At 47.9% G+C, this 22290-nt stretch carries 20 protein-coding genes and 1 tRNA gene; 8 read left to right on the plus strand and 13 right to left on the minus strand.

Features of this window, described 5'->3' with window-relative positions:
• Position 1: 1 nt before the first annotated feature.
• Positions 2-1519: a hypothetical protein gene (locus M4J38_RS17575; RefSeq protein WP_251761115.1), complete on the plus strand. Its 1518-nt coding sequence runs from the start codon at positions 2-4 to the stop codon at positions 1517-1519.
• Positions 1520-1538: 19 nt separating this feature from the next.
• Here M4J38_RS17575 and priA read toward each other — a convergent pair whose 3' ends face one another.
• The 3 genes from priA to M4J38_RS17590 all read right to left on the minus strand — a co-directional run bounded on the left by priA (position 1539) and on the right by M4J38_RS17590 (position 5249).
• Positions 1539-3968, minus strand: coding sequence for a primosomal protein N' (gene priA, locus M4J38_RS17580; protein ID WP_308217830.1), 2430 nt, complete (start codon positions 3966-3968; stop codon positions 1539-1541).
• 101 nt (positions 3969-4069) lie between these two features.
• Positions 4070-4813, minus strand: coding sequence for a 1-acyl-sn-glycerol-3-phosphate acyltransferase (locus tag M4J38_RS17585; RefSeq protein ID WP_251761117.1), 744 nt, complete (start codon positions 4811-4813; stop codon positions 4070-4072).
• A 1-nt stretch (position 4814) separates the two neighbouring features.
• Positions 4815-5249, minus strand: coding sequence for a DUF4258 domain-containing protein (locus M4J38_RS17590; RefSeq protein ID WP_251761118.1), 435 nt, complete (start codon positions 5247-5249; stop codon positions 4815-4817).
• Positions 5250-5324: 75 nt separating this feature from the next.
• Between M4J38_RS17590 and mtaB the strand changes: the two genes are divergently transcribed.
• From mtaB to M4J38_RS17605, 3 genes are all read left to right on the plus strand, one after another.
• Complete coding sequence (gene mtaB, locus M4J38_RS17595; RefSeq protein ID WP_256469245.1) at positions 5325-6596, plus strand: tRNA (N(6)-L-threonylcarbamoyladenosine(37)-C(2))-methylthiotransferase MtaB; 1272 nt, start codon at positions 5325-5327, stop codon at positions 6594-6596.
• A gap of 217 nt (positions 6597-6813) precedes the next feature.
• Positions 6814-6888, plus strand: a tRNA-Val gene (locus tag M4J38_RS17600).
• A 113-nt stretch (positions 6889-7001) separates the two neighbouring features.
• The gene (locus M4J38_RS17605; protein ID WP_251761120.1) at positions 7002-9077 is read left to right on the plus strand and encodes an ATP-binding protein; all 2076 of its coding nucleotides are present in this window, start codon (positions 7002-7004) and stop codon (positions 9075-9077) included.
• A gap of 6 nt (positions 9078-9083) precedes the next feature.
• On the opposite strand, the gene M4J38_RS17610 is transcribed toward M4J38_RS17605, so the two are convergent.
• The 5 genes from M4J38_RS17610 to M4J38_RS17630 all read right to left on the minus strand — a co-directional run bounded on the left by M4J38_RS17610 (position 9084) and on the right by M4J38_RS17630 (position 13513).
• Positions 9084-9806 (minus strand): lipopolysaccharide assembly protein LapB, encoded by a 723-nt coding sequence (locus M4J38_RS17610; RefSeq protein WP_251761121.1) that lies wholly within the window; start codon positions 9804-9806, stop codon positions 9084-9086.
• 44 nt (positions 9807-9850) lie between these two features.
• Positions 9851-10216 (minus strand): dihydroneopterin aldolase, encoded by a 366-nt coding sequence (locus M4J38_RS17615; protein ID WP_251761122.1) that lies wholly within the window; start codon positions 10214-10216, stop codon positions 9851-9853.
• Positions 10217-10333: 117 nt separating this feature from the next.
• Positions 10334-11284, minus strand: coding sequence for a thioredoxin-disulfide reductase (trxB, locus tag M4J38_RS17620; RefSeq protein ID WP_251761123.1), 951 nt, complete (start codon positions 11282-11284; stop codon positions 10334-10336).
• A 107-nt stretch (positions 11285-11391) separates the two neighbouring features.
• Complete coding sequence (locus tag M4J38_RS17625) at positions 11392-12303, minus strand: DUF4249 domain-containing protein (RefSeq protein WP_251761124.1); 912 nt, start codon at positions 12301-12303, stop codon at positions 11392-11394.
• Positions 12304-12655: 352 nt separating this feature from the next.
• Positions 12656-13513, minus strand: a complete 858-nt coding sequence (locus M4J38_RS17630) for an RNA polymerase sigma factor RpoD/SigA (RefSeq protein WP_251761125.1) — start codon at positions 13511-13513, stop codon at positions 12656-12658.
• Positions 13514-13870: 357 nt separating this feature from the next.
• On the opposite strand from M4J38_RS17630, the gene M4J38_RS17635 reads away from it, so the two are divergent.
• Entirely contained in the window at positions 13871-14236 is a 366-nt protein-coding gene (locus tag M4J38_RS17635; protein ID WP_251761126.1) for a BlaI/MecI/CopY family transcriptional regulator, read from the plus strand.
• 4 nt (positions 14237-14240) lie between these two features.
• Positions 14241-16577 (plus strand): TonB family protein, encoded by a 2337-nt coding sequence (locus M4J38_RS17640; protein ID WP_251761127.1) that lies wholly within the window; start codon positions 14241-14243, stop codon positions 16575-16577.
• 73 nt (positions 16578-16650) lie between these two features.
• On the opposite strand, the gene M4J38_RS17645 is transcribed toward M4J38_RS17640, so the two are convergent.
• The gene (locus M4J38_RS17645; RefSeq protein ID WP_251761128.1) at positions 16651-17823 is read right to left on the minus strand and encodes an AIR synthase related protein; all 1173 of its coding nucleotides are present in this window, start codon (positions 17821-17823) and stop codon (positions 16651-16653) included.
• A 68-nt stretch (positions 17824-17891) separates the two neighbouring features.
• Here M4J38_RS17645 and M4J38_RS17650 point away from each other — a divergent pair, with 68 nt between their 5' ends.
• Entirely contained in the window at positions 17892-18824 is a 933-nt protein-coding gene (locus M4J38_RS17650) for a bifunctional riboflavin kinase/FAD synthetase (protein ID WP_251761129.1), read from the plus strand.
• A gap of 10 nt (positions 18825-18834) precedes the next feature.
• Here M4J38_RS17650 and M4J38_RS17655 read toward each other — a convergent pair whose 3' ends face one another.
• The 4 genes from M4J38_RS17655 to M4J38_RS17670 are packed head-to-tail and all read right to left on the minus strand — an operon-like array spanning position 18835 to position 21066.
• Positions 18835-19185: a type II toxin-antitoxin system RelE/ParE family toxin gene (locus tag M4J38_RS17655; RefSeq protein ID WP_251761130.1), complete on the minus strand. Its 351-nt coding sequence runs from the start codon at positions 19183-19185 to the stop codon at positions 18835-18837.
• Entirely contained in the window at positions 19143-19394 is a 252-nt protein-coding gene (locus M4J38_RS17660; RefSeq protein WP_251761131.1) for a hypothetical protein, read from the minus strand. Before M4J38_RS17660 ends, M4J38_RS17655 begins: the two co-directional genes overlap by 43 nt.
• 35 nt (positions 19395-19429) lie before the next feature.
• A complete protein-coding gene (holA, locus tag M4J38_RS17665) occupies positions 19430-20428 on the minus strand; it encodes a DNA polymerase III subunit delta (protein ID WP_251761132.1) in 999 nt (332 codons plus the stop codon).
• Entirely contained in the window at positions 20410-21066 is a 657-nt protein-coding gene (locus tag M4J38_RS17670; RefSeq protein ID WP_251761133.1) for a ribonuclease H-like domain-containing protein, read from the minus strand. The genes holA and M4J38_RS17670 overlap by 19 nt, the downstream gene beginning before the upstream one ends.
• 165 nt (positions 21067-21231) lie before the next feature.
• Here M4J38_RS17670 and M4J38_RS17675 point away from each other — a divergent pair, with 165 nt between their 5' ends.
• Positions 21232-22209, plus strand: a complete 978-nt coding sequence (locus M4J38_RS17675) for a hypothetical protein (RefSeq protein WP_251761134.1) — start codon at positions 21232-21234, stop codon at positions 22207-22209.
• The last annotated feature ends 81 nt before the right edge of the window (positions 22210-22290 follow it).

Below are 22290 nucleotides of genomic sequence, written 5' to 3' on the forward strand. Positions count from 1 at the left end.
CATGCAAACAAAACGCCCCCTCGCACCAGGGTTCCTGAACCAACTCGACCAACGGCTGCTGCTCCATAAACCAGAAGCCTGGAGTTCCAGAACACACCTCGTTGTGTATTACGGACTGCTGATCATACTCGGGATCGCCGCAATATCATTCATTGTACCCGACGATCCCCGGAGCGCTTCCCCCGCCGGCTACTGGATCGGTTTTGTGAGCATTCTATCCATACTTGGACTGGTTACCTGGCTGATCTACCTGCTCCGGTTCAATGTATTCAAACGATATGGCACCATCAGCAAATGGAGCGGCCTCACCGTTTTCCTGCACTATTTCATTGCTGTGGGCATCTTCGTGCTTTTCCCATTCACTGAACCGCTGGTGGAATCTTTCCGCGCCAACAATGCTTATACTTCACAAGAACTCGCAACAGATATCAACCGCTACAATACACTGGTGGCGCAACTGGAATACGACTCCCTGGACCATAACTGGAACGCAGACACCTTCAGGGTCAGAAAAAACTCCGATGGCACGAACGTTCAACAACAAGTCGTAATTTCCGAACAGGAAGAAATCGCTATGGACACTATCGCCTTAACCCCTATCCCGGCAATGACCATTATCGATAGTATTTCGTTTTCCAAGAGGCTACTCGTGTCCGACAGCACCGTTCAACTCGATGATTCAACTTATATTCTCTACGAAACACCCGATTATTCTTTTCTCAGCAATTATCACCTCGACGATCATTCCACAGTAGCGGTACTCCGTGACATTGATATTTACCGGAATACCATCCAAAACTTTAAACGCCCCGACAGGCCAGTAGCCCTCAACGCACTTCGTTCGATCATCACCAAATACGAAATACCTCCGGGCGAAACAGGCAGCTATTACTACGGGTACAGCGAATATGCGTCCGAGAGCCTGATGGCCAGGATACGTCAACGGCATAAAACAAACGAACTATCCACCAGCATCAACAACATCACCGAACGGAAATACCGTTGGGATGAAGAATACCTGTACGTTTATCTCCGTATCTTTTATTACGTTACGCTGGGCATCACCTTACTTGTTTTTCTTTTCCGCCACAGTACCAGGCAATCATTTTTCCTGTCATTGCTGAGTGCACTGATCCTTACTATTCTTACCGCCCTCTTCGCGGCCTTTACCCGGCAGGAAGAAATCGGGATCATGAGCATCATGCTGCTTTATTTCATCAGTTTCTTTATCGTTTCTTTTACCTCATGGAACAGCAAGCGCCGCTCGATTGTCACGGGCATCTCACTCAACCTGTGGGTGTATATGCTGCCCTTCGTTCCCCTTATCGGCTATGCGCTTTATTCGCGGATACTGATAGAAAACGCGCAAAACACAGGAAACTGGGAAACCTACAGTAGCATCGGCTTTGCTGATTACGTTGCTTACGCAGAAATAGCAGGTGCGGTGTTGTTGCTGGTTATGCTCCTGCTGTACATCAGGCGTGCTTACAGGCAATGGTATGCGCTTCCGGAGCAGTAAAATGGTTGTGTGCCGCTAATTAAAGCGCGTCCACATCGGGCGTAATAATGACCTGCCTGAATTGTTTGTCCTGGTGCAACAGCGCGATCCTGTCCAGGATGAACGCTTTGATGTCCCGGAGAAAATTGGTATCCCGTGGCAGTTTACAGGTGATCTCCTGAATGAACATGTTCCTTACTCTGTTCACCACGGGTTCAGCCGGTCCTACCATATAGTTCCCGGTTTTAGGGCGAAGCATGTCGGCAAAACGGAACGCGGCCAGTTTCACCACATCTTTATCCCGGTGCTTCAGGGTCAGCGTGATTATTCTTGAGAAGGGCGGATAGAAAAACTCCTGCCTGTTCCTGATGTCCATCTGGTAATACCCTTCATAGTCGTGTTTCCTTACCAACTCCAGTACCGGGTGGGCGATGTTCGAGACCTGGATCATCACTTTACCTTTGTGGTCCTTTCTTCCAGCTCTTCCACTCACCTGTTCCATCAACTGAAAGGCTCTTTCGTTTACCCTGAAATCCGTGAACCCGAGAATACTGTCGGCATCCAGGATCCCTACGAGGTCCACGTGTTCAAAATCCAGTCCTTTCACCACCATCTGGGTGCCCACAAGTACATTTACTTTCTGTTGTTCAAACTGTTGAATCAACTGGTCATGGGCATGTTTTCCCTTCACTGAATCCATATCCATCCGCGCGATCTTCGCTTCGGGCAACTGCGCCAGGAGTTCCTCCTCAATCCTTTCCGTTCCAAAGTTCCGCTGTACGAACTGGTGGTTACCGCATTTTTCACAGATATGCACCGGTGGATAGACCGTTCCACAATAGTGGCAGTGCAGCTTATGTGAATACTTGTGGTAGGTAAGCGAAACATTACAATTTTTACACTGCGGTATCCAGCCGCAGGTGCCGCACAACTGGTAGGGAGAATATCCCCGCCTGTTCTGGAAAAGGATCACCTGCTTCCCGGCTTCAACCGATGTGCGTATGGCTTCGGTAAGTTCCGGCGCGATCACGATCTTCCCGGTTTCCTTACTGAACATCTTTCGGGTATCCAGCAACGTGATTTCCGGCAGGGAAGCATCTCCGTAACGCTGGTTCAGTTTTACCAACCCAAACTTCCCCTGCACCGCGTTGTGGTAAGTTTCCAGTGAAGGCGTTGCGCTGCCCAGCAATACTTTTCCTTTCAGCATCGCGGATAAATAGATCGCCGCGTCCCGCGCATGGTAACGTGGCGCAGGTTCCTGCTGTTTGAAAGAGGTATCGTGTTCTTCGTCGCAAATTACCAGCCCTAATTGACGGAACGGCATAAATATCGCGGAACGCGCGCCTAATACGATCCTGATATCACCCGACTTCACTTTGTTCCATATCTCGATCCTTTCATTCGCGTTAAAACGTGAATGGTAGATGGCGATGTGCCCACCGAAATGCTTCTGCAACCGACGAATAATCTGCGCGGTAAGTGCGATCTCCGGCAACATGTACAATACCTGTTGCCCCTTCCGGATACATTCTTCCATCAGGTGAATGTACAACTGCGTTTTCCCGCTTCCCGTAACACCGTGCAGCAAACATACCGGCTTCTCTTCCAGGTTATCCTTCACGGCTCTCAAAGCCTGTTGCTGTGCTTCAGACAATTCAAAATCAATGTTCACATCTTTGGGCAGGTACCTTATTCTGTCCACCGATCTTTTTTCAACGCGCAGGATATTCTTCTCGACCAGTCCTTTCAGTTGCGCAGCCGTGGCATCGGACTTCTTCAACAAATCAGCCTGGCTCACCTCGCCCATTGTTTTCTGCAGGTGCAGGTACGCCAGCAGCAACTCCATTTGCTTGGGCGCACGCGACCAGTTGTTCAGCAATTCTTCCAGGCGCGCTTCTTCCCCGAAATCCGGATGCAGCAATACATAATTTTCCTTCTTCTCTTTATATGTGTCTTTCAACGACTCCCATACATGACATACCTGCCGGTCGATCAGCCGCTTGATCACAGGATACACATGGCTCGCATCCAAAATTTGCTGCACCTCGGCGATCCGCAGTTCCTTCCGGATCAGCAATGCTTCTGCCACCAGGAACTCTTCTTCATCCAGTTCCTGAAAATCGTCTCCGTATACTTCGTTGTAATTCAGCACGGTCTCACTTGAGAGCTTAAAATGAGAAGGGAGCGCAGCCTGCATCACATCTCCTTCCGTGCACATATAATACCCCGCCATCCATTCCCAGAACTGCAACTGGTGCTCATACACGATCGGTTCATTGTCGAGTATGTTCAGGATTGGTTTGGGATCGAAACCCTGTGGCGGCAGGTGGTGCACCTTCTTCACCAGCCCGGCGTATTTTTTATTCTTCCCCAATACCACTTCCACCCTGATGCCTGGTTTCACCTGATCCGCCCATTCAGGGGGGACCGACCAGGTAAAGTTCTTTGGCAACGCCAATGGTATGATCACTTCTACAAACAAATTCAGGAATTAAGCAGCCAAGTTAGGAAGGAATAAGTGGACGGCAAAAATGCAGCCATCCGTTTTAACACCGAGCCACAACCGTTTTTTCACCTACATGCCAGCAAACCCGCTTCCATCCTGCGGTGCACTTCCGCTTTCAACGTGGGCAGGTCCTTCATGGTAAGTCCTTCCGTTGGAACGGGCTCCAGGTAAACCGAGCGACACTTTCCGGGATTCAGTTCCAGTAAGCTTTTGTAGTGCATTCTTTCCATGGTATCAGGGAAAAGCACGGGTTGCACGGGCACCTGCATTTCAATGGCCAGCCGGAAAGCGCCATCGAAAAATTCTTTCAGCGGCGCGCCTGTTTCATTAAAAGTTCCTTCCGGAAAAAGGAAGATGGATATCCCGCTCCTCAATACGGCCCGGAGACGCCTGATGCTGGCGGCCCTTTTTTCTGGACTGCGCCGGTCCACCATCACCACGGCCATTTTGTAGATCAACCCGAAGACAGGTACAGCGGCCATTTCCGCCTTACCGAGTATGCGTATCGGCTTGCGCACGCATTTAAAGATCATGGGGATATCGAGGTAGGAAATATGATTGGCCACATAAATACATTTTTCGGGGATGGGGCCTTTCCAGGCGTAGATCCTGGGCGAATAAATCCCGCAAAGCGCCATCCAAACGTCTGACCAGATTTTACACGCGTGGAAAAGCAGGTTTCCGCCGCGGATGGCCCCCATGGGAACGGCCACCAGTAATACCGGAAGTACCAATAACATGAGTACTATAAATACGATTGCAACATAAATGAAGTACAACAAACGGAAAGGAAAGAATACGGCTTGCATATTATTTCTTTTTATCGCCGGGGCAATCGCATTCAAAATCAGTTTCCAGGTCGATGGCAGTGACCACTTTTGTAGTATGGTCGCACTGCGCGAACACGATGCGCACCCGCTGCGCATCGGAGGTAACACCTTCCAGGGCGTAAGTGGGACAGGGTTTATCGTTTACGTCCGATTTTTTGTAATTGATTTTCCCGTTTTTCATGATCTCTTCCACTTCCCGCTGTGCAATTTTCCGGCATTGCATCCTGCAACGGGCATGGGCGGTATATTCGAGGTAGGATGTACGCCTGTCGAAGCCGCGGTTCCTGTCAATCTCCTTCTTCTTTGTGGTCTTTTCCGGTTGAGTAGTATCGGTTTCCGGCGACTGGTTCTTCCGGAGCAACAGCACCGCAAGGGCCATGAGTGCGAGCAATATATAAGGAAAGGCCTTTTTCATACTATCGTGTACGGTTTATGGGGGAATAAATATAGGGAAAATTGAATCTTATAAAAGCTGTACTTTTGCGGCGCGATGGAAAAAAGATCTGTAGCGTTTCATACCTTGGGGTGTAAGTTGAATTTTTCGGAGACTTCCACCTTGTCGCGTCTCCTGGAAAATGAGGGTTTTGATAAGAAACCTTTTGAAGATCAGGCAGATGTGTATGTTATTAATACCTGCTCCGTTACCGATAACGCTGATAAGGAATGCCGTCAGCTGGTAAGAAGGATCCAACGCAGGGCACCGGAAAGCTTTGTGGTGATCACCGGGTGCTACGCGCAACTTAAACCGGCGGAGATCGCCTCCATTGAGGGGGTTGACCTTGTATTGGGCGCCGCGGAGAAATTCAATATCGCAGCCCATTTACGCGAGCTGACCAAAGGCGACAGCGCCAAAGTATGCAGTTGCGATGTGGAAGCCATCACCGGTTTCAATGCTTCATACTCCCTCAACGACCGCACCCGTACTTTTCTTAAAGTGCAGGATGGCTGCGATTATACCTGCTCTTTCTGCACCATCCCGATGGCCCGTGGCAAAAGCCGGAGCGACTCCATTGCCAATGTGGTGCGCAACGCGGAAGAACTGGCCGCATCCGGGGTAAAAGAGATTGTATTAACCGGGGTGAACCTGGGCGACTTTGGGAAAGGTCCGGATGGCAACAAAAAGCATGAAGAAGATTTTTACCAGCTCGTGCAGGCCTTGGATAAGGTTGAAGGCATAGAACGCTACCGTATTTCGTCTATCGAACCGAACCTGCTCACGAATGAAATCATACAATTCGTGGCCGGCAGCAAAAAGTTCATGCCCCACTTCCATATTCCGCTCCAGAGCGGGAGCAATAAGATACTGGGCGCGATGCGCAGAAGGTACCGCCGGGAACTCTACGCCGATCGGGTACAAACCATCAAACAACTGATGCCACACTGCGCCATTGGCGTGGATGTGATTGTTGGCTTTCCTTCAGAAACGGAAGAAGATTTCAGGGAAACCTTCGATTTCCTGCACAGCCTGGATGTATCCTACCTGCACGTGTTCACCTATTCGGAACGGGACCATACCAAAGCGCTGGAACTGTCGCCCGTTGTACCCGTTTCCACCAGGAACGCCCGGAATAAAACCCTGCGCAACTTATCGTACATGAAGATGCAATACTTCACGGCCCAACACACGGGGGAAACACGCGGCGTACTTTTTGAAGGACAGGAGAAGAATGGCATGATGGAAGGTTACACCGACAATTACATCAAGGTTTCCGTTCCTTTCCAGCAGGAACTGGTGAATACCATCACACCCTGGAAGCTGTAATTCGACCTTGTTTTGAGTCTAACCATCAGCAATAAGCGAAATTATCAGTTCTTACAATCTTCGGCAACCAGTTGTGCACGATGATTTCAGTTCCGGATCAAAAATTCTGAAAAAAAATCCGAAAATTTTTTCATCAAAATTTGGAAGAAATAAAAAGAATTCTATCTTTGCACTCCCAATCGCTACTAACACAAACGAAAGCAGCGAAAAAGGAAAAGGAAGCATAGCTCAGTTGGTTTAGAGCATCTGCCTTACAAGCAGAGGGTCCGCGGTTCGAGCCCGTGTGCTTCCACAGAGTAAACGCCTGGAACTTCAAACTCCAGGCGTTTTTGTTTGTATACCCTTCTTACATTGTTTTCAAACTCTTCCTATATTTGAAGCTACCGTTCAGCTAAAACCAGCTACATGCGTAACCTGCCGGAAGGCCCCGATAAAGAGGCGATAGCGCTACTTATGGCCCGGATACAACATGATCCGAGGGTGAAAGAAGTATTGGGGAATGAAGACCTTGCGGTATTGCGGTACCTGTTGAATGGGGGCCCAGCAGGATCGGTATCCGGAACAAAAACAGAACGCGACCTGCAACTGGAAAAATCGATGCTGTCGGCTTTCGTTGAAAACACGCCTGCCGCGGTTGCCATGTTCGACACACAATTCAGGTATATCGCCTATAGCCGCAGGTGGCTGGAAGAATACAAACTTACAGGAAGGAATATCCTGGGATTATCGCATTACGAGGTTTTTCCCAATATATCAGATGAATGGAAAGAAATTCACCTGCGTTGCCTGAACGGCGCGGTGGAAAGAAATGAAGAGGACCGCTGGCGCCCCGATGGCTGGGAGCACGACCAGTTCCTCCGCTGGGAAGTACGCCCCTGGTACCAATACGATGGCCAGACGGGCGGCATCATGATGCTTACCCAGGACATCACCGAAATGTGCCTTCAGCGCGAAGAGCTCCGGGCCGCCAAGTTGCAGGCCGAACAGGCCAGTCTTGCCAAATCGGAATTCCTCGCCAACATGAGCCACGAGATCCGCACCCCATTGAATGGTGTGATCGGGTTCACCGACCTGATCCTGAAAACCGAACTCTCCCCCACCCAGCAGCAGTACCTTTCCATCGTGAACCAATCCGCGAATACGCTGCTTCATCTTATTTCAGACATCCTGGATTTCTCTAAGATCGAAGCGGGAAAACTGGAACTGGACATTGAACGGTGCGACCTGCACGAACTGGTTTCAGAAGCTTCAGATGTACTGGCGTTCCAGGCGCAAAGCAAGGGCCTGAAGATGACCCTCGCAATGGCGGAACATACGCCAAAACACATCTGGACCGACCCCATCCGGCTCAAACAGATACTCATCAACCTGCTCGGCAACGCCGTGAAATTTACGGAGAAAGGTGAGATCGAAATGAAGATTGAAGCAAAGCCCGCCGAACGCCCTAACCACCACCATTTCCGATTCGCCATCAAAGACACAGGGATCGGTATCAGGAAAGAAAAGCAACACAAGATATTTGACGTATTCCTGCAGGAAGATGCCTCCACCACAAAAAAATATGGTGGCACCGGACTAGGTCTCAGCATCTCCAACAAACTGCTGGGCCTCATGGGTAGCCAGCTGCAACTGAGCAGTACCCCTGGCGAAGGCAGTACGTTTTATTTTTCCCTGCTGCTTCAAACCGCGCAGGACACGCCCCCGGAACAACCCGAACAACCCGATATGAACGAAAAAACCGAATCCACTGAAAGTAACACAGAACATTTTTCAGTACTCATCGCTGAAGACAATGGCGTGAACATGCTTTTACTGAAAACCATCATTAAACGCATCGCGCCTTACGCCACCATTGAAGAGTCCGTTAACGGGGAAGAATGTTTTCAGAAATGTATTGAAAACCTGCCCGACATCATTTTCATGGATATCCTGATGCCGGAGATCAACGGCTACGAGGCCACGAAAATGATCCGCGCCACCTTCCCTGAAACGCATATCCCCATCATCGCGCTCACCGCCTCCAACGCGATCGGGGAAAAAGAAAGATGCCTGGCTGCCGGTATGGACGACTACCTTACCAAACCCGTTGTAATGGAAAGCATCGCCTACGTAATTGACACCTGGGTGCGCAAAATGAAAGTGCACCTGAACATCGACATCGTAAAAGATATTGTGGGCGATAACGAAGCCAGGCTGAAAGAGTTCTTCAGCATCGCACGGAAAGAAATCAGCAACAGTTTCACCAAACTCCAGGAGCATTTCGAGCACCAGGACATGAAAGGCATTCAGTATTCAGCGCACAAGTTAAGCGGCACCGCGGTTTCCGCAGGACTGGTACAACTGTCGCGCATAGCCGTAAAACTGGAAGATATGCAGGAGTTTGATCCCGGCACCATCAGCGGTTACCTCAAAAAGATGAAAGAAGAGATGATTACCGGCTTTGAACTGATGGACAAGGTTTCACGCGAGGGGACAGAATAAACGAGCCTACTTCCATTTTTTCAACAATTCTCCCGCTTCTTTTTTCGCATTGGAATCGTCTTCCGTGAGGTTTTTGTATTGCAACATTGTTTCCAGCGCCTGGATGGCTTTTTTCCTTTCGCTGTTCTTGTCGTAGGCCTTGGCGAGCTCAAGGTAATTCAGCAGGAACTTAGGTTGCAGGTTCCTGGCTTTTTCAAAATAAGTGATGGCCTCCTGCAAACTGGCTTTGGGAAAACCGCCATAGAAAAGCTTTACGGCCGTGCGCTCTACACTGTTTAGGTTCCAGACCTCAAAATGCCATTTCCCCAAAACATGGTATGCCTTGAAATTATCAGGATCGGCTTCCAGTGCCTGCTCCGCATGGGATTTTATTTCCTTTACAGCGGCTACTTTTTCCTTTGCGGAAGCCACCATGGCCATTCTTCCCAATGCGATGGCCATGGCCACGTGCGCCGCGGCCGCTTTGGGTTCCAGTTTCAGCGCCAGTTCAGCGTATTTTTTTGCGGCGCGGTAATAATCGTTGCGGGCCTCGTTTTTTTCCTGCCTGAAGCCTATCCGGGCGCAGAGCTCGGAACATTTCACGAGCGCGGAAACATGGGTGGGCTGGATCCTGAGCGCCTGCTGGTAAGTTTTTAATGCCGCCTGTTCATTCAATGCCGCCTCATACTCCTCGCCTTTACTCATCAGTGCAGGCACCTGCTGTGCAAAGATGAAATTGCACGTAAGCATCAACGTTAATATCAGAAAACATCTTCTCATAGGTGGAAATTGAATCAGTTGTTTTTTTTCCAGGAGTAAGAAACGCCTACCCTTCCATCCATTCCCGCGATTGGGGCGGTCAGCTTATCAAGGAACAGCTCCATTTCAGCGATCACCGGGTGCGCGGCCGCAATTTCTTCCGCCAGTTCCATGACAACAGTTTCCAGTAAGGGCGTTGCTTTCTCCATTCTTTTTTTCACACGTTCATAAATATCGGCGTAGTTGACTGTATCTTCCAATTTGCGTACCACTTCTTTTGCGGGATGCAATTTCACGATAATGTTCAGTTCAAACTGGTTACCGGTCTGCTGTTCCTGGGGATGCCAGCCGTGGTAAGCGAAGAAACGGAGTTGTTTTAAATGAATGGTGATGGTTTGCATAAAGAAATTTACTCGAAAGAACAGTACGGACGTCGCATCAAAAGCGTGAAAGGCCAACTAAAAAGGCCGTATCATTTTGATACGGCCCCTAAGATAGTATATTTCGGGAAGCATTGTTTAGGCCAGTCCCGCAGCGCTCAGGTACCTTTCCGCATCCAAAGCGGCCATACAGCCACTTCCTGCGGCGGTAACGGCCTGGCGGTAAATCTTATCCTGCACGTCGCCGGCGGCGAATACCCCTTCCACATTCGTTTTGGACGTACCTGGAACAGTGGTAATGTATCCCGCTTCATCCATGTCAAGAAACTCTTTGAAGATGTCTGAATTCGGCTGGTGACCAATAGCCACGAAGAACGCGCTCACGGGAATGGTGGTGGATGCGCCGGTGCTCAGGTTTTTAATCCTTACGGAATCTACTTTGTCTTTACCCAATACTTCTTCGGTATCTGAATGCCAGTGGATCACAATATTGGAGGTCATCTTCACGCGGTCCTGCATTACTTTACTGGCACGCATACCATCTTCCCCTTTGCGCACGATCATGTGTACAGTATTGCAAAGTTTTGAAAGATAGATCGCTTCCTCGCAGGCGGTATCACCGGCACCCACAATTGCCACGTCTTTACCGCGGAAGAAGAAACCGTCGCATACGGCGCAGGCGCTCACGCCGAAGCCGTTCAGGCGTTGTTCACTTTCCAGGCCGAGCCATTTGGCGGAAGCGCCTGTGGAAATGATTACCGCGTCGGCATGAATTTCTTTATTGTCGTCGATCCACACTTTGTGCGGCTTGCTGCTGAAGTCCACTTTTGTAGCGATACCGAAGCGGATATCTGCACCCATACGCTGGGCTTGTTTTTCGAAATGCACCATCATCTCAGGCCCCTGAATGCCTTCCGGATAACCTGGATAGTTCTCCACTTCCGTGGTGATGGTGAGTTGTCCGCCTGGCTGAATACCCTGGTACAACACGGGTTTCATGTTGGCGCGGGCGGCGTAAATAGCGGCGGTATATCCGGCAGGACCGGAACCTATAATGAGGCAGTGCACTTTTTCTATCGAATTTTCCATACCTGGTCTGAGCTTAAAAGATTTTCAATGTGGGCCAAAATTAACCGGAAAAAATCAATTCCGAACGGCGGCTTTACCAACGCCTGTATATCATGTGCATAACCTGTTCAACGGGGGATTTCCAGGGTCAGGTACTGCACCGCGTAGCCTCCGAAATAGCCGAGCGCCCTGCCTTTCAGGTTAGAAGTAACTTTTGTGGGAGAAGAGAATGGGTTACCTATACTCTGGTAACTGAACTCCACGGTGCGCCAGAAATCAAAGGTAGCTTTATCGATGTTACAGAATTTAACGGTTACGGTATCCCCTCTTGAAAAGAACGCGTAATCTTCAAGATCGATCGTGGTGTTCCGGTCGACCCCTTTATCCACCTGAATATCGTAGGTGGTGCCATCCACGATCTGGTCGTCGTAAACGGAGGCGAGCCCGGGGAGAAAAAACCCGTTGTTTACGCGGGTGAAATAACGGATGTAGTTACCGAATCCGGGCGGATCGGTAACCCGGCTCATCAGGCTTACCAGGGTGGTATCCTTGTTTGAATCTACTTTTTTCCACCAAAGGGAGTCTATTGTTTTACTCAAAATGGGAATAGTTGTTTCAGCAGTGATCTCCGTGCCATCCGCAACAATTTTCATACGGTAAGATTTGCCCTGCTCCCCAACGAATGCCGTTGCGAGGTTGGAAGAATCGATAGAATAATAATACAGGCTGGCACCGGAAGGCAGGGGCTGCGCGTATTCTTTTAAGCGGTGCGTGCGTGTTCCGTTTGATATTTCTATGGAAGCGCCGCGCACGAATGAGCCCGTGAGTTCTTCAGGGGTTATTTTGCTGAAATAATTCAGAGAGGTTGTAAGGATAACCCGCGGTGGCATGCCGTTTTCAATATTGCCATCCACCACTATGGAAGGCGTGGTGATTTCAGGAGTGAAGGAGATATTTTTTTCACAGGAAATAAGGAGTAAAACACTGAGAAACACGATAGTGCTTTGCATGAGGCGTATTCCTAAGTGTGTTTTTTTCATGGTTTCTTTAAGGTGATTTTTGTTGGAGCGTTTTGTTTTTGTTTCTCGCAACGACGCCACGGCGCGACGTTGGCGGTTGATTATTTGATACACCCGAATTATATTCGATACTGGTTTAGAACGTGATTTAATTACACTAAATCTTTTAAATCTACTGAAACTTCATGCCTACAATTGAAAATAAAAACCTCATCCCCTTCGAAAAATACCTAATCTAAAAACCCGTTGCACCTGCGAGGAAAGAAGCAGGCGTCGTTGCGAGAAATTAATAACACCCTCACACAAAATTCGTTCAAAAAAAAATCCCCACTGAAACGCAGCGGGGATACCATTCAATATACTTCACCAAGGATTACCCCAGGTATGCTTTCAACGCATTGGAGTAGCGTGCTTTCTGCAAACGCTTGATCGCCCTTTCCTTGATCTGGCGGATACGTTCTTTGGTAAGATCGTATTTCTGACCGATCTGCTCAATGGTAACACCATTTTCGCCGTCCAGACCGAAGTAGGCGTTCACGATTTCCGCTTCGCGTGGACTGAGTGATTTCAGTACGCGACGGATCTCATTGCGGAGAGAATCTTTCATCACATCGTCATCCGTATCATCACCACCTTCCAGCAGGTCACCCATAGCTACGTCTTCCGCTTCGTGCACGGGTGCATCGAGTGAAGTGTGGCGGCTGTTGCTCTGGAAAATATTGTTGATCTCGGTTTCGCTCATTTCCAGGATTTCAGCAAGTTCTTCAGTAGAAGGCTCACGCTCGTGCTCCTGTTCAAAAGCCATATAAGCTTTGTTCGCTTTGTTGTAGGTTCCGATCTTGTTTTGCGGAAGACGCACCAGACGTCCCTGTTCGGCCAAAGCCTGCAGGATAGACTGACGGATCCACCATACCGCGTAAGAAATGAATTTAAAGCCCTTTGTTTCATCGAAACGCTGGGCAGCTTTGATCAGACCGAGGTTACCTTCATTGATCAGGTCACTCAAACTTAACCCCTGGTGCTGGTATTGTTTAGCCACCGACACCACAAACCTCAGGTTCGCTTGTACCAATTTGTCAAGCGCCTTCTGATCACCCATCTTGATCCGCTGTGCGAGAATCGTTTCTTCTTCGGGGGTGATCATCGGGATTTTGGAGATTTCCTGGAGATATTTTTCAACCGCCTGGGAATCCCGGTTCGTGATCTGGGTAGCAATCTTAAGTTGCCTCATAGTAATTATTAAGAATGATTATAATAGATAACAGTCAAAAGATGCGATATGTTCAGGGGAAGTTGCAAAGGGAAAGTTATAACCCAGGGGCTTACCCGAAACCGTCTGCAAAGGTAGCACACGAAGTTCGTTTCTCATAGCCCCTGTGGAAAAATACACCACAATTCGTTCCTGTAGTTTCATTCCAATCAAGCAAATTCAACTGCTTACACACTAATTAAGACGCAAAAACAGGGTTTACCACCCATACAACATGTGGAAAACACTGTTAAAGATTTGCTAAAACACCTATTAACTAAAAAAATAGTTACAAAACTAAACTTTTAGTTTTAGCTTCGGGTAACTAATTTTTTAGTGATGAAAATACTTACAAAAGCGGAAGAACAGGTAATGCAGGCAGTATGGCAATCGGGCGGCGGATTTCTGAAAGATATCCTGGATGAAATGCCGGAACCAAAGCCACATTCGAACACAGTGGCCACGATCCTGAAAATCCTGATCGAAAAAGGGTTTGTACGTTTCGAGGCTCAAGGCCGGAATAATTACTATTCCGCCGCAATCGGCAAACAGGCGTACGGCAACTCCAGTTTAAAGCAGGTGGTGAACAATTATTTCGAAGGGAACCCCGCCAGTATGGTCTCCCACTTCGTGAAGAATGATTCCATTTCGGTGGAAGAACTGGAAGCTTTGCTGCAACAAATTAAATCATCCGGAAAAGCCTGATACCATGGAAGCCTTACTCTTGTATGTTTCAAAGATGATCCTCTGCTCCGCGATCCTGTACGCTTACTACCATTTTTTCCTGAAAAATAAATCGTTCCACCATTACAACAGGTTCTACCTGCTGGCTGCTGTACTCGTGAGCGCTGTTGTACCGGTGCTCCGCATCCCCTTCCTGTTTCCACAGGAGGAAGACACTCCCGCGTTTGTATATAAGACGCTTGAAGTAATTGTTGTAACTGGTGGTGAAATGGAGACCGACCTTTGGAGCGAGCTGGTAAGTCACCCACTTTTCTCCATTGCGGGAATAGCGCTGTTGTTATATGGCAGCATCGTAATGTGGAAGATATTTTATTTTGGGACCTCGCTTCGTTCCATCTTCCACATCAAACGCAAGTATCCGCAGGAAGTTGTAAGCGACATCCATCTGTACCAGACCAATGAACCCGGAACACCTTTCTCTTTTTTCAGCAATATCTTCTGGAACCGGAAGTTCCCACTCGATTCGGATAAAGGTCAACAACTTTTCCGGCACGAACTCTTCCACGTGAAGCAACGCCATTCGATCGATAATGTGTTCATGGAACTCGCCACCGCCATCTGTTGGATCAACCCGGTGTTTCACCTCATCAAAAGGGAACTCCATACCATCCACGAATTCCTTGCCGATGAATATGCCAGTTCCGGCAGCGACCGCTACGCTTACGCGGAAATCCTACTGGTACACGCTATCCATGAGAAAAAACAATCACCGCTTGTGCATTATTTCTTTCGTTCACCTATTAAAAGACGTATAGCCATGATTTTACAAACCACTTCCAACACCAGTTTCAGCTACCTGAGAAGGCTGATGATCCTGCCCATTGCCACACTGCTGTTCAGCGCATTTGTATTGCGTGCGCAGAAGTCCATTCATTCCGACATGCCGGGATCATCAGCATCCGCAAACCCTGCATCCAATTATGAAAAATCGGCCACACCGCTCACTGTAGTGATTGATGCCGGACATGGCGGACAAGATGGCGGCGCACAGGGCCACGATCGATTAGAAAAAGAATTCACGCTCGCCATCGCGCAGAAAGTAAAAGCGCTTTCCGCCAACTATGGCGTTAACGTGCTGCTCACGAGGAACGATGATTCTTATCCTGATTTGAAACAAAGAACGGAGTTCACTAAAAAAAGTAAAGCCGACCTGTTTATTTCTTTGCATATCGGCGCTGAACCAACAGTAAAAGGCGGCGTAAAAGTTCCGGAAGATCAATTGCAGTCGGGCATAGACGCTTTTATATCGTGGAAGAACACGATTTTTGAAGAAGAGAATATTTTTCTTGGTTCCGCACTTCTTTTAAAGCTCAGCGAAGTGTACAAGACCAAAAAAGTGTTGCAAACAAGGCAAACGGGAATATGGGTGGTGGATGCCGCACCCTGCCCCGCCATCCTGTTGGAATGCGGTTATCTATCTAATAAAAAAGATGTTGAATTCCTGAGTGCAGACAAAAACCAGGAAAAGATCGCCGCGAAAATATTGGAAGGCATTGCCGCTTTCCAGAAACTTGATATAGAAGAAATTGCTCCGGTAAAACATTTTAACGCCAGTACAACTTCCCAAACGGATACTGTTCCCAATAAAACCATACAGGATGACTTCTTCAAATCATTTGGCCGGCACATGAACCGTACCCTCCGCTATCCCAGCAATGTACTGGAAAGCAACAAAGGCGGAACAGTTTATTTCCGGCTCGCCAAAGATGTTGACGGCAACATTACCAATGTTGAAATTTTAAAGGCGCCCCCTGCCGGTACAAACACCCTGCACGAGATTGTAGTAGTGGGCTATGGTAAACAAAGCGCTGCTACTCCTCCAGATGCAAGTAGCATACAGGAAGCATTATCGGGTGAAGTAAAAAGAGCCGCGTTAAAACATTATAAATACTCGTCAAAACTCACAACCAAAACCAGCCCTGTCTATTACAAAGTAACTTTTAAAACAGAAGCCGCAACGGCTAACCAGGAAATCGATAAGATCTTCCAGAAAGCAGAAGTGGAAGCAACATTTGAAGGAGGGTTAAAAGAATGGGCCAGGTTCCTGAATGAGAACCTGCGTTATCCGGATAGCGCCATCAATAAAAACGTGCAAGGAATGGCCGTGATACAGTTCATTGTAACAACTGAAGGCGTTATCAAAGACGCTTCCATTGTGAAAGATCCCGGTGCAGGACTTGGAGAGGAAGCCTTGCGTATCATCAATAAAAGTAACGGCAAATGGGTTCCCGCAGTTCAAAATGGCAGAAAAGTAAACTCTTATAAAAAACAACCCATTACTTTCCGCTTGGAAGAAGGGTAATACCATCACGTCGCGTATGTAAAAAAAGCCCGCTTTTACCGCGGGCTTTTTCTATACAATATAATCTTAGCACTTAAAACACGATCTCTTCTTCTCCATGCCGGATGATCAGTTCTTTCTTATCGCTCTCTTCCACCCTGCCAATTACTTTTGCGTCCACACCAAATGAAAGCGAGGTTTCAATTATTTTGTCGGCATCTTTTTCCGAAGTGAAGATTTCCAGGCGATGCCCCATGTTGAACACCTGGTACATTTCCCTGGAATCCGCGCCGGAAGCTTTGCGAATGATTTCGAATATGGGCGGTGTGGGGAACAGGTTGTCTTTAACGATGCGCATATTGCCAGGCAGGTACTTCAGTACTTTGGTTTGTCCGCCGCCACTGCAATGGATCAGTCCGGACACCGCATCAAATTGTTCTTCCAGTATTTTCTTCAGCACCGGGGCATAAGTACGTGTTGGACTTAGCAGTAGTTTACCTACGTTCTGCATTCCGAATCCATCGATGTTGATGGCATCAGTCATTTTGTGTGGGCCGATGTACACCACATCATCGCCCAACGCAGGTTCGTAGGTTTCTTTAAAGTGTTCCGCGTAAAATTTATTGAGCACATCATGGCGGGCGCTGGTAAGGCCGTTGCTGCCCAGTCCGCTGTTGTATTCTTCCTCATAATCGGCTTTCCCATAGCTGGACAGGCCCACGATCACGTTACCAGGAGCGATATTGTCGTTGGTGATGAGCCTGTGTTTGGGCCAGCGGGCGGTCATGGTACCATTCACAGCGATGGTGCGCACCACATCACCCACATCAGCGGTTTCGCCACCGAGGAACTGGATGTTCACCCCGAATGATTTGAGCTGATCGAAAAATTCCTGGCTGCCGTTGATGACTTTCTCCAGTATGGAGCCTGGGATCAGCAGTTTGTTGCGGTCGATGGTAGAGGAGAAAAGAATATTGTCGTAGATGCCCACACAAAGCAGGTCGTCCAGGTTCATGGCGATGGCGTCCTGCGCGATGCCTTTCCAGATGGAATCGTCGCCGGTCTCTTTCCAGTAGAGGTAAGCGAGAATACTTTTGGTACCTGCGCCGTCGGCGTGCATTACGTTTACCCAGTCGGACTGGCCACAAAGGTAATCGGGATACAATTTGCAGAACGCATTGGCGTAAAGCCCCTTATCCAGTTTCTCAACGGCCTTGTGCACTTCCTCTTTCTGGGCCGAAACGCCCCTTTTATTGTACAGACTCATAATTACCCTTTTCCGGTTAGGCGGCAAAAATAGGAAGGATTCACGTACTTTTGCAGGACTTTTCAATTATGCAGGTACACAGGCGAACAGACGGGCTCCCGGTATTCAGGAAGGCAGTGGTCACGATCGGAACTTTCGACGGGGTGCACCGCGGACACTGCAAGATCATCGCGCAACTGAACGCAGCAGCCGCACGCATTGGCGGAGAATCCGTGATCATCACTTTTCACCCACATCCCCGTCAGATCGTCAAGGGTGCTCATCCTGTACAGCTCATCAATACACTCGAAGAAAAAATCGCTTTACTGGAGGCTGCGGGCGTGGACCATCTTGTGATCGTTCCTTTCACGGAAGCCTTTTCTTCCCTCACCGCCACCCAGTATGTAGAAGATTTCCTGCTGAAACTTTTTCAACCGCATACACTGATCATCGGCTACGACCACCGTTTTGGGAACGGTCGCTCCGGTGATTTCAAAATGCTGGAAGAATACGCCTCCGCCAACAAGTTCGAACTCCTTGAAATAGCGCCGGAACTCTTAAAAGAATCCGCCGTGAGCTCCACCCGCATCCGTGAAGCGGTACAGCAGGGCGATGCGGAACTGGCCGCTGGCCTGCTGGGTTATCCCTTCAACTTCGAAGGACTGGTGGTGGAAGGCAACCGTATTGGCCGAACAATCGGTTATCCCACCGCTAATTTACAGGTGACTGATACGGAAAAACTCACACCCGGAAACGGTGTTTACGCGGTAATGGTGTATATCCCCGGACAAATGGCAGATACCGCCAAAAAAGGAATGATGAACATAGGGCACCGCCCTACTGTAGACGGTACGCGCCGAACCATCGAGGTGAACATCTTCGATTTCAAAGGGGATCTTTATGGGGAAACGATACGTGTTGAAGTAGTCAAATACCTTCGGGGAGAACAGAAGTTTTCGGGACTGGATGCGCTGAAAGCGCAGTTGGCGAAGGACAAGGAGGAGGCGCTTGCACACCTTTAAACTTATGCCTTTAGGTTGCCTTTTTGAGTAACTTCTTTTCTCCAGGCTTTCTGGCAGCATGTAAGATGCCCAATATCAAAACATCCTGAAGGTTTATTTTATAAATTATAATCCAAGATAAACACTTTGCCTGCCTGTAAATCCTGGACTTTGTTCTTAATTCCGGACATTCTTTAAATGCGAAAGGATTGAGTTCAATCCTTTCCAGAACCGAAAAAAACTTATCCCCTATTCTTGCTGCATTCAGCGGCTCTTTCTTAATGAATGCAATGTACCCGGTTATCTCATCTATATTCCTCGAAGCATTTTCTGTTATACTTACTTTATACTTTTTAAAAGTTCCTTTTTCTTTCTCTCCCATTCTGATCTCACTTTTTTCAAACTTAAAGCAGGTTGTTGTTCTGCATCATTGATCCATTCCTTAAACGCCTGTATTGAGAGGCGTTTCCCCTCTAAAGCTGGAGAAGCGCATTCCACTTCTTCCACAAAATCTATGCTGCGCTTCTTGCTCAATGCACGGATACCATTCATGCCAGCAACACTTTTCACTTGTATCGTTACAATATGCATTCTATTTTTTTTGATCCAGGTAAATTTACAAAAAATTACATCATCATCTTCACCACCATTTCCTTCAGTAAAGAAGCGTCTTCCGTTCCCGCATCGTCAATACCGATACTGCGTAAATTATACCGGTGCAACAACAACAAAACTTTCTCCACGCCCTGCGACTGGTAAGCCCTTGCCGCAGCCATATAATCCTTCATGAAGAACGGATTTACACCAATCGCTGTTGCGATGGCCCTTTCGTCCCCGCTGCTAACGCCGAAGATCATATAAACTTTGGAGAAGAAATTATAGATAGCGGGCAACACCATCTGGATGGGCGCGGCTTTGGGGTTGTTCCCGAAATACTGGATGATGGTCATGGCTTTGGCCATGTCTTTTCTTCCGAGGGCGGCCTGTAATTCAAATACATTAAACTCTTTGCTTACCCCAACGTAGTTTTCAATATCATCTTCGGTTATTTGTTTCCGTTGTCCGATATTGATAAGCAATTTACTGACCTCGTTATCAATCCTGCTCAGGTCGTTTCCGATATGGTCCACGAGCAGGTGCAGCGCTTTCTGAGAAATATCGAATCCTTTCCCTTTGATGAGGTTCATCGTCCAGTCCGGGAGCTGGTTGTCGTACATTTTTTTTGTGGTGAGCATCACGCCTTTTTCCTTCAGCACCTTGGCGAGCTTACTTCTTCCATCCACTTTTTTGCCTTTGTAGGCCACTACGAATACGGTGGAACTGAGTGGTTGTTCCACATAAGCTTCCAGCTTTTCGATGTCTTTCATTTGCTGGGCCTCTTTCAGCACCACCACCTGGCGTTCCGCGAACATGGGATACCTTCTGCAGGCGTTCATCACGGTGGCCCAATCCGTATCTCTTCCGTACAGGATCGTCAGGTTAAAACCTGCTTCCGATTCAGGAAGTATATGGTGTTCCGCGTAATTCGTTACCACATCAATATCGTAATCCTCTTCTCCTTCCAACCAGTACACGGGTTTGAAGGAGCCTTTTTTCCAGTCTGCGATTATTTTGTCGGCTGCCATGTCGGGAAGTTTTCAGCCTCGATGGTGTTTCCATCGGGCAGGGCCACAAATGTATTACCAGGCGGCAAGAGCGGCAAATTTTTAAAGCGAAGGATCACCTGGGCCACAACGGCCACATCTTTCTGGCAGTAATTCACGATGCGCAGGAGGTTCTTTTCGCGGTGATATACATGCTGCACTTCACTACCATCAATATCATCCTTTGAAGTGGGTATTCCCAATGTGGTGGCCAGCAGGTGCAGTGAAGTATAGTTCTTGAAATCGCCAAAGCGCCACCAGTGCAGGGTATCGATCCAGTTCACCTCCCAGGGCTTCTTGTTCTGAACCTGTAAAAAATCGGGTAATTTAAGCCCGTTAATGATCATCCGCCTGCAGAGATAGGGCACGTCAAACTCCTTAATGTTGTGCCCGCCTAATTGCATGCCGGGGAAAGATTTCAGAAATTTTTCCGTCAGTTGAATAAATTCCTCCAGCAACAGCCGTTCGTCATCCCCGTACAGTGATTTCATTTTCAGGCAGATACCCTTCTCTTTATCTTCGTAAAAGAATCCGGTGGAAATACAAATAATTTTCCCAAATTCGGCCATAATTCCCGCTTTCTGAAGGTATGCTTCGTCGGGCGAAAAATTTTCTGGCATGGCTTTTGAAATTTTGGTACACCAGAGCGCTTTCCATAACTCCGGCAGCTGTTCATACTCAGGGTATTGCGGTACCGTTTCAATATCCAGGAGTAACAAATGACGAAGTGATTGAAAGTCCATAAAACCGAATAATTCTAAACAAATAATTTAAAACAGGAAGCAATGACAAACACTAATTATCCATCCGCCAACACACCGAATCAAGCGCCTAAGAAAGACAGTCGTGGACTGATTTACGGTGTACTTATCGCAGCACTGCTTGGTACCTGGGGTTATGTGATCTGGGATAAAAATAAGAACAAAGAAGTTACAGGCCAATTACAAACCCAGGTGATCACAGCCGATTCCGCCAAACAAGCCATCCAGCTTGAATATGATGCGGCCATCGTTCGCCTCGATTCCATCAGCGGCGCTTACAACCAGCTTTCCGGCAAAATGTCTGAAAGAGAATCTGAAGTAACTAAACTGAAATCTGAAATCCGCGGCATCCTTTCTAACAGGAACGCTACAAGAGCTGAACTGAACAGGGCCAAATCACTGATTGAAGAACTCAACAGTAAGATTATGGGCATGGAAGAAGAAATTGCCCGTCTGAGCCAGGAAAACCAGACGCTTACCACCGCAAACACCACGCTGAGCACTGAAAAAGCACAGCTGCAGGAAGAATACAATACGGTAAGTACCGTTAAAACTGAACTGGAAGGTAAAGTAGATGTAGGGTCCACACTGAACGCTTACAACTTTAACATGACCGCGCTTAACGAAAAAAGCGGTGGTAAAGAAGTTGCAACTTCCAAAGCGAAAAGAGCCGATAAGTTCCGCGTTTCTTTTGATGTAGACAACCGTCTCGCTACTTCAGGCACCAAAGAGCTTTTCGTGATCGTTACCGCGCCTGATGGTAAAGTAATCACTGAAAGTGGCCTGGGATCCGGCGCCTTCACTACCCGTGAAGAAGGTGAGAAAACTTACACCAACAAGATCACCGTTGAATACGAGCAAGGTCAGCGCAAGAATGTAAGCTTCGACCTGAAACAAACCGATAAATATGTTCCCGGTGATTATAAAGTAGAGATTTATCAGAACGGATTTAAGATCGGTAATGGTAAAGTGACTTTGAAGAAAGGTGGTATTTTCGGGTAGGTTTCACGGGAAGATTTCACGCAAAGATTCTGTGTTATTGCGGAACTTTTATTTTCTTAATTTTAGATTTCTAAAGCGGCT

This window comes from Parasegetibacter sp. NRK P23 (assembly GCF_023721715.1).
Lineage (GTDB): Bacteria > Bacteroidota > Bacteroidia > Chitinophagales > Chitinophagaceae > Parasegetibacter.